8 protein-coding genes are annotated in these 7,054 nt (G+C 62.0%); 3 read left to right on the plus strand and 5 right to left on the minus strand.

Features of this window, described 5'->3' with window-relative positions; translation table 11 throughout:
* Both groEL and WA702_RS01255 read left to right on the plus strand, forming a co-directional pair.
* A partial coding sequence (groEL, locus tag WA702_RS01250; protein WP_425108705.1) for a chaperonin GroEL occupies positions 1–894 on the plus strand: 894 nt, incomplete at its 5' end.
* Positions 895–1,010: 116 nt separating this feature from the next.
* Positions 1,011–1,295, plus strand: coding sequence for a HigA family addiction module antitoxin (locus WA702_RS01255; RefSeq protein WP_425108706.1), 285 nt, complete (start codon positions 1,011–1,013; stop codon positions 1,293–1,295).
* 121 nt (positions 1,296–1,416) lie between these two features.
* Here WA702_RS01255 and WA702_RS01260 read toward each other — a convergent pair whose 3' ends face one another.
* The 4 genes from WA702_RS01260 to WA702_RS01275 form a co-directional block, all read right to left on the minus strand.
* A complete protein-coding gene (locus WA702_RS01260) occupies positions 1,417–1,977 on the minus strand; it encodes a 2OG-Fe(II) oxygenase (protein ID WP_425108707.1) in 561 nt (186 codons plus the stop codon).
* A 71-nt stretch (positions 1,978–2,048) separates the two neighbouring features.
* Entirely contained in the window at positions 2,049–3,389 is a 1,341-nt protein-coding gene (locus tag WA702_RS01265; RefSeq protein WP_425108708.1) for an RtcB family protein, read from the minus strand.
* A 743-nt stretch (positions 3,390–4,132) separates the two neighbouring features.
* Positions 4,133–4,633, minus strand: coding sequence for a DUF2059 domain-containing protein (locus tag WA702_RS01270; protein WP_425108709.1), 501 nt, complete (start codon positions 4,631–4,633; stop codon positions 4,133–4,135).
* A gap of 35 nt (positions 4,634–4,668) precedes the next feature.
* Positions 4,669–5,898 (minus strand): OpgC domain-containing protein, encoded by a 1,230-nt coding sequence (locus WA702_RS01275; RefSeq protein ID WP_425108710.1) that lies wholly within the window; start codon positions 5,896–5,898, stop codon positions 4,669–4,671.
* 173 nt (positions 5,899–6,071) lie between these two features.
* Here WA702_RS01275 and WA702_RS01280 point away from each other — a divergent pair, with 173 nt between their 5' ends.
* Positions 6,072–6,392: a hypothetical protein gene (locus tag WA702_RS01280; RefSeq protein ID WP_425108711.1), complete on the plus strand. Its 321-nt coding sequence runs from the start codon at positions 6,072–6,074 to the stop codon at positions 6,390–6,392.
* Between the two features lie 397 nt (positions 6,393–6,789).
* Here the strand turns inward: WA702_RS01280 and WA702_RS01285 are convergent.
* Positions 6,790–7,054, minus strand: a 265-nt coding sequence (locus tag WA702_RS01285) for a hypothetical protein (RefSeq protein WP_425108712.1), incomplete at its 5' end; no start/stop codon positions are given.

Here is a 7,054-nt window from a genome sequence, read left to right on the forward strand (position 1 = left end):
GCCGAGGACATCGAAGGCGAGGCGCTCGCGACACTGGTCGTGAACAAGCTGCGCGGCGGCCTAAAGGTCGCTGCGGTGAAGGCGCCGGGCTTCGGCGATCGCCGCAAGGCGATGCTGGAAGACATCGCCATCCTGACCGGCGGCCAGCTCATTGCCGAAGACCTCGGCATCAAGCTCGAAAGCGTGACCACGGCGATGCTCGGCCGCGCCAAGCGCGTGCGGATCGAGAAGGAGAACACCACGATCATCGACGGCGTCGGCGAGAAGTCCGATATCGAGGGCCGCATCTCGCAGATCAAGGCGCAGATCGAGGAGACCACCTCGGACTACGACCGTGAGAAGCTGCAGGAGCGTCTGGCCAAGCTCGCGGGCGGCGTCGCGGTGATCCGCGTCGGCGGCGCGACCGAGGTCGAAGTGAAGGAGCGCAAGGATCGCGTTGATGACGCGATGCATGCGACCCGCGCGGCTGTTGAGGAAGGCATCCTGCCGGGTGGCGGCGTCGCCCTGCTCCGTGCCTCCGAGCAGCTCAAGGGCATCCGCACCAAGAACGACGACCAGAAGACCGGCGTCGAGATCGTGCGCAAGGCACTGTCGGCTCCGGCTCGCCAGATCGCGATCAACGCAGGCGAGGACGGCTCGGTCATCGTCGGCAAGATCCTCGAGAAGGATCAGTATGCCTACGGCTTCGACTCGCAGTCGGGCGAGTACGTCAACCTGGTCTCGAAGGGCATCATCGACCCGACCAAGGTCGTGCGTGCCGCGATCCAGAACGCAGCCTCGGTTGCTGGCCTGCTGATCACCACGGAAGCCATGATCGCCGAACTGCCGAAGAAGAACGCAGCGGGCGGCGGCGGCATGCCCCCGGGCGGCGGCATGGGCGGCATGGACTTCTAAGTCCAACCTGCTCTCAGACTACGAAGGGCGCGGTGCAAACCGCGCCCTTTTTGCATTCGTGGCACGAAGCTGGTTGACTGAGCGAGTTAGATCATCAGCCATTTCCAGAGACGACAATGGCCCGCTTGCGCACTCATCCCGGCGTAGTGCTCCGAGAGGAATTCGTCATCCCACTCGGCTTGTCGTCGCGTGCGCCGGCAAAGCTGCTCGACGTGCCGCCCAATCGTCTGACCGAAATCATGCGCGGCACACGCGATGTCACCGCGGATACCGCCATTCGGCTGGGCCGCTACTTCAGCACCGACCCTCGTTTCTGGATGAACCTGCAGACCGCCTACGATCTGTCCAAGGCGGAAAAGACGCAAAAACATCAAAAGATCGTGCCGCGCGACGTCGCTTGAACCGTTCTCGTGTCAACCTGTGCGGCCGCTCCCGCCGCCATGACCAGCAGATGAAGCGAAAGGCCGTCCGTAGGCGGCCTTTCTTCAAGATCACGCGCTGGCGACTACCCGCGCCGATACATCACGTCCGTCCGCAACACGTATTTGCGTCCCCTGTGACGGGATCGCCACGATGCATGATCGGATGATGGAACAGCAGCGCCATTCCCCGCTTCGGCAATATCTGAAGCAGGCTATCGCCAGTCACGCCCTCGTCATTCTGGAACGATGTCCCACCACCCTCGAAATCGTCATTCAGATAGACCATGAACGTAAACTGGCTGCGCTCACCATTCTCTCGTTCGGAATGTCCGTCGCGATGCCAATCGAATCGCTGGCCTACGTCGTAGCGATACAGTCGTAGCCGTTCGTTCAATCCGACTGGCACCCAGCGATGCTGAAACGACGGCGCGAGATGACTGGCTAGCTGTTGATAGAGCGCCTGTGCCCGCTCGGAATCATCTACGATGACACAATCATTGTTACGCACGTCCTTTACACCGCGTGGCGCAAACATGGTCGCTTCCTCGAAGCCGCTGGACTCGCCCAACTGAACATAGGCGTCGCATTCGGCCGCTAGGAAGAAGTCTGCGACCGTTTCGATGTTGTCCGCTCGCCAGGTCATCTCACTCATCTCACTCATCTCTCGCCTCCATCTGTTCGGTGAGAGGCCGCCCGTAGGCGGCTTCTCTTGTCTTCGCGCGTAAGCGCTGCTCAATCCTTGAACGGATCGAACTCTCCCTCACCCGCCATCGCGACCGCGAACGGCCGCAGCGTATGCAGCACCTTGACCGAGCCGGCGTGCTCGGCGAGCACTTCCGGCAGGCGGCGATAGGCCATCGGGCTCTCGTCGAGATCGGCGCCGACGAGCGTGACGCCGCGCTCCTGCAGCCACGCGTCCATCTCGGCGCGCGTGAAGCGCCGCTTGGCCTCGCGGCGTCCGAACATTCGCCCGGCGCCGTGCACCGTGGAGTACAGCGCGGCCTTGGCCTCCTCCGAGTCCACGCCCTCGATGATGACCGCGTCGTCGCCCATCGAGCCGCCAACAAAGCCGCGCTGGCCGGGAAACGCCGGCGTCGCGCACTTGCGCACCACCCACAGGTCCCGATCGCCGTGCGTCTCGCGCCAGGCGTAGTTGTGGTGGTTGTGCACGCTGTCGGTGACCGCGCCGCCGATGATCTTGCGCACGCGCTCGACCACCCACTCGCGCCCGGCATAGGCGTAGCGCCCGGCGAGCTGCATCGCGGCGATGTAGCGCCGCCCGAGTTCGCTGTCCTCGTCGACGACGGCGGGCGGCACGTTCATGCCGTCCTTGCCGCCGGCCGCCTTGAGGTAGCGCGTCGCCGAGGTGTGGCCGAGACCACGGCTCCCGAAATGCACGCCGATCCAGACGAAGCCCTTATCGTCGCGCATCAAATCGACATAGTGGTTGCCCGAACCGACCGTGCCGAGCTGTCCGACCGCCTTCTGCCGATAGGCGTCCATGTCGGACTCGCGCCAGGCATCCGCATCGTCGAACAGCTCATGCTCGGCACGCTCGGCGTTCCTGCGGCCGACGCCGAACGAGATCACCTTGGCGACATCCTTGATGATGGTGCCGACCTTGTCCTCGATCGCCGCGAACTGCGTGTCGAGCCGCACCGCCATGTTGCCGCAACCAATGTCGAAGCCGACGCCGGAGATGCTGATCTGCCTCTCATAGGCGATCACGCCGCCGACCGGCTGCGCATAGCCGAGATGGCCGTCGGCGCAGATCACGCCGGCCACGGCGTTGCCGACCGCCATGCAGTTCTTCATCTGCGCGATGGTGGCGTCCTCGTGGCTTCCGAACACCTTCAGCGGGCTGTTCCGATATTCGGCCGCCTGCGGCCGGCTCGGGACGATGTCGGCCAGCGCCTCCGCCTCGCGCGCAAGCTGCTCCTTGCGCGCGGCGTCGCGGAACGTGCACCACAGCGGCATCGGCCGCTTGCCGGGCCGGTCGATCTTGGCGTCGGGATCGAGGCCGGCCTCGATCGCGAGCTGGATGGCTCGCTCTCGGTAAGGATCGGCTCGCATCTGATCTCTCCTATCTCTTTCAAGCAATGAAAACGCCTGGGACCCACCACGGGCTCCAGACGTCGGGCCGGCGCGCTTACAGTCGCGCAAGCCCTTGTGCAGGCAGGGAGATTTGGAGATGCTGATGTCCCCGAGGGGGATCACGGCTTTGCGGATCTTCTCTCTGCCCAAGGCAGAGGGAAAACCCGCTGCCTTGTTAGTCTGCTGGCCTGATATTCTCAGGCAGCGCGCCGCTTGCGGAGACCTGCACGCGCGATAGGTCGTGCCGTCCGCATAGCGGCAGAGCGGCTTCCTTGATCGGGCGTGAATACGAATACGGCATGGGTCTCTCGCTTGCGGTCATCCGCAAAACAGTGGGCGTGCTCATACTACAAATCTGGAATTTGTAAAGCGCACCTGATGGTACGTGCTTCTAATCAGCTTCGTCGTGGCACCAAGGTCACAACGTGTCATCGATAGTCGTGGTCACGGATTCCGGACTCAGCCCTTCGGGCTGACCCGGAATGACGAGAGGGTAGATAGTGCGTCTCTCTGAATCAACGCCGAACCCCTCCATCGTCATTGCGGGACACGCTGCTGCACAGGTTGGCAAGTGGCATCTTAAAGATTTCTAAGATGAAGTGTCACTGTCGCGAAAGGGATACGCGCCTATGACGGACTCATAACAACAAAGCCATGGTGCCGATGAACTCACGGATGCTGCCAAACGTCAGACCATCCGGTGGTCGATCAACGTCTTTGTCTCAGAGCTTGTGCCCCTTCTGCCGCAGCGTCTCGGTCAAGCGCAACTTCAGCTCGTCGGCCGCTTTGCGGCTGATCTGCTGAACCAGGTCATCACTCTGCTGCGCGATGCCCGGGGCTTTCTCCAGCAGCTTCTGTCCGGCAGTCGTGCGATAGAACGCTTCGATCTGCCGCAACTCGTCGGCGCTGAAGCTGCTGGCATAGAGTGCGGACACGCCGTCGAGCATGGCATTGTAATATGGCGTGTAGATATCGGCGGCGCTCGCGGCCATCGTGTCGTAGTCGCGCTCGATTTCAGGCCTGTCCTGCACCAGGACGGGCTTGATGCCGAGCAGGATGGTCGGCAGCATCGCCTTGTACCTGGCATCGAGCTTCATGGTCGTCACCAGCGCACGCGCCGCCATCATGGCCTCGGGTGTCGGCGTCTGCGCCGCGACCTCGCAACTCAGTGCCAGGGTCAAGACCACGACCAGACCGGACATCATCAGGACGCGTCGGACCATCCATCTCTCCCCAAAATAGCGCAATCGATCTGCGCTTACGGTCCGCCCCCTGCACCCGACGGCTGGACCGCCAGCGCCGGCGCCGCCTCGGTGACGGGCGCAGGTGCGGCGTCCTCATCGTCCAGCACCTCGACGAACAGGTCGGGCACCTCCTCGGCACGATCCAGCACCCAGGCCACGGCCACCATGATCAGGATGCCGGCGCCGCTGACGGCGAGCTGCTCCCAGACGCCGCGGGTATATTGCATCAGGATCCAGTGCGCCGAGAACGACAGGAATACGCCGATGCAGAAGATCGGCAGAGAATGCCGGCCGCACAGGATCATCGGATAGGCCCAGTTGGATTTGAGCTCGGCCCAGTGGCGCGGCACGAACCGGGACACCAGGGTCGCCAGCGCCAGGAAATGCGTGAAGCGCAGCATGTCGAGATCGGTCTTGTCGATCGGATAGATCACCTTGATCATCCATTTCGGCACCAGCGTTTCCAGGGCATGAACGTGCCAGGTCATCACGATCAGGAAGGCGAAGACGAGCCAGGTCGTGGCAATGACCATCGCAGCACGCGACCAGGCGAATTTGGCGAGGACTGCAAAACCGCCGTTGCCGCACCAGGCCGCGAACACGAACAACAGCTGCCAGCAGAACGGATTGAAATACCAGGTTGTGCCGGGTGGATAGGACGCGATATTCCAGTCGAACCAGCGCGACAGCACGTAAAGCACGGCCGATCCGGCAAGCACCAGGTTCGGCCGGCGCACCAGGCACCACAGCATGAACGGCGATGCCGCAATCAGGGTGATATAGAGCGGCAGCACGTCGAGATTGACCGGCTTGTAGCGCAGCGTCATCGCCTGCCCGATCAGCACGTCCGGATGCTGCAGGAAATTGTGGATGTTGAATTCGTCCTCGTACATCGGGTTATCGAACCGGCGTACGGTGCGGGAGATCTGCGCGGTGAACAGCAGAAAGAGCATGATATGGGCGACATACATCTGCAGCGCACGCCGCAGCAGCCGCTTGGCGGCCGCAAAGAATAGGCCTGCACGCACGATCGGCGCATAGATGAAGCCGACCAGATATCCCGAGATGAAGACGAAGAACTCGGCGGCATCGCTGAAGCCGTAGTTGCGCAGCGTCAGCCAGCCGACGACATCGTGCGGAATGTGATCGAGAAAGACCATCCACAGCCCGACGCCGCGAAACAAGTCGAGCCTGATATCGCGCTCGATCCGGCGCAGGCCGGCCGGGGTTTGCCGATAGGCCATCGTCGCTCCATGCCGTTGATAGTCTGCTGCGGCCGTCACGCGTCAAGGCTTGCGCCATTCTCCTCCCGATTGCCCCGTCCTGTAAATGGGTCTGTGAGGCAAATTGAGCCGTCTCCTCATGGCCGATCTGATCACCTCACTCCTGAAAAGCCAGGCGACCGGAAAGCTCGACGATGGACCGTCGAGGCAAATCACTTGCGCGCGGTTTGCGCGCGATGGGACGCGCGGCAGGCTTTTGCAGCGGCTTTCAGCCCTCAAAACGGCTGCGCCAAAAGGCTCATTTGCGTCGTTCTTTCAATCCGTTGGCTAAAGGGTGGCGCCCGAGCAGGAAAATTCTTCTTTCCTTTTTTCGGAAATTGATGTTCTATCATGCCATCCCGCCTCACATGAGGGGCGTACGCGTCGTCACGAACGTCGAAGCGGGATGCGATGGCCACAGCCGGTTGCGCGCGACGAGCGCGAGCGGCGTGGACGGCGAAATCGTGTGGTCCTGACCTCCCGGTGCTGAGGTCTGCACAATGCGCGAAGCGCATTGTCGCAAACGGGGGCAATCAAGCCGGTCCCCGAGGAGATCACGTATAAGCCGTAAGCCATCGCGCAGGGAATGGTAGACCGGATAAATATCAATAAAAACAACGCCATAACCCCTTTGTGTCGCTGATAGTGTCTCCATCCGCAGCGGCTAAAAAACTTCCTGCAGAAGATTGGGCGTACAGCGATTGATGCACTCTAGAGCCACGCCCGGCGGCTACCCGCCCGGCGGTGGAAGAGCGCTGCCGGTTCATTTCAATTTGCAGCTCGCCCGAGGCCGGCTAATTGGGGGGCTGCTAAGCCCGACGGGGGGAGGTCCGGTTTCCCTGTAGCTGCGCGCCGCTTGCCCTCCATTCCACCCTAGGACGTGCCTTTGCGATCGGGGTTCTTGATCCAATCGACGATCGCGCGGAGAAATTCCCATACATCGCCGGTTGTCGGCCTGACATAGTCGGTCGAGATTGGATCGTCTCCAAGACGATTAAGCATCGCAACAGTCCAGTCCGTCTTTTTTCCTGGCACGTTGAGATGCTGTAGCCATTTCTCAAGTTCGCCCCGTCGCGTCACGAACACGCCGTATTCAGCCATCTTATCAAAGAGGTCATTTGCCGCAGCTCTGTCTTCA

The sequence above is a fragment of the Bradyrhizobium sp. genome (assembly GCF_049798375.1).
Taxonomy (GTDB): Bacteria; Pseudomonadota; Alphaproteobacteria; order Rhizobiales; family Xanthobacteraceae; genus Bradyrhizobium.

What these genes read in the sequence shown, in the direction of transcription:
- WA702_RS01280 (WP_425108711.1), top strand. Translation starts at nt 6,072, where the DNA reads ATGGACCGTCGAGGCAAATCACTTGCGCGCGGTTTGCGCGCGATGGGA.
- WA702_RS01260 (WP_425108707.1), bottom strand. Translation starts at nt 1,977, where the DNA reads ATGAGTGAGATGAGTGAGATGACCTGGCGAGCGGACAACATCGAAACG.
- WA702_RS01270 (WP_425108709.1), bottom strand. Translation starts at nt 4,633, where the DNA reads ATGGTCCGACGCGTCCTGATGATGTCCGGTCTGGTCGTGGTCTTGACC.
- WA702_RS01275 (WP_425108710.1), bottom strand. Translation starts at nt 5,898, where the DNA reads ATGGCCTATCGGCAAACCCCGGCCGGCCTGCGCCGGATCGAGCGCGAT.
- WA702_RS01255 (WP_425108706.1), top strand. Translation starts at nt 1,011, where the DNA reads ATGGCCCGCTTGCGCACTCATCCCGGCGTAGTGCTCCGAGAGGAATTC.
- WA702_RS01265 (WP_425108708.1), bottom strand. Translation starts at nt 3,389, where the DNA reads ATGCGAGCCGATCCTTACCGAGAGCGAGCCATCCAGCTCGCGATCGAG.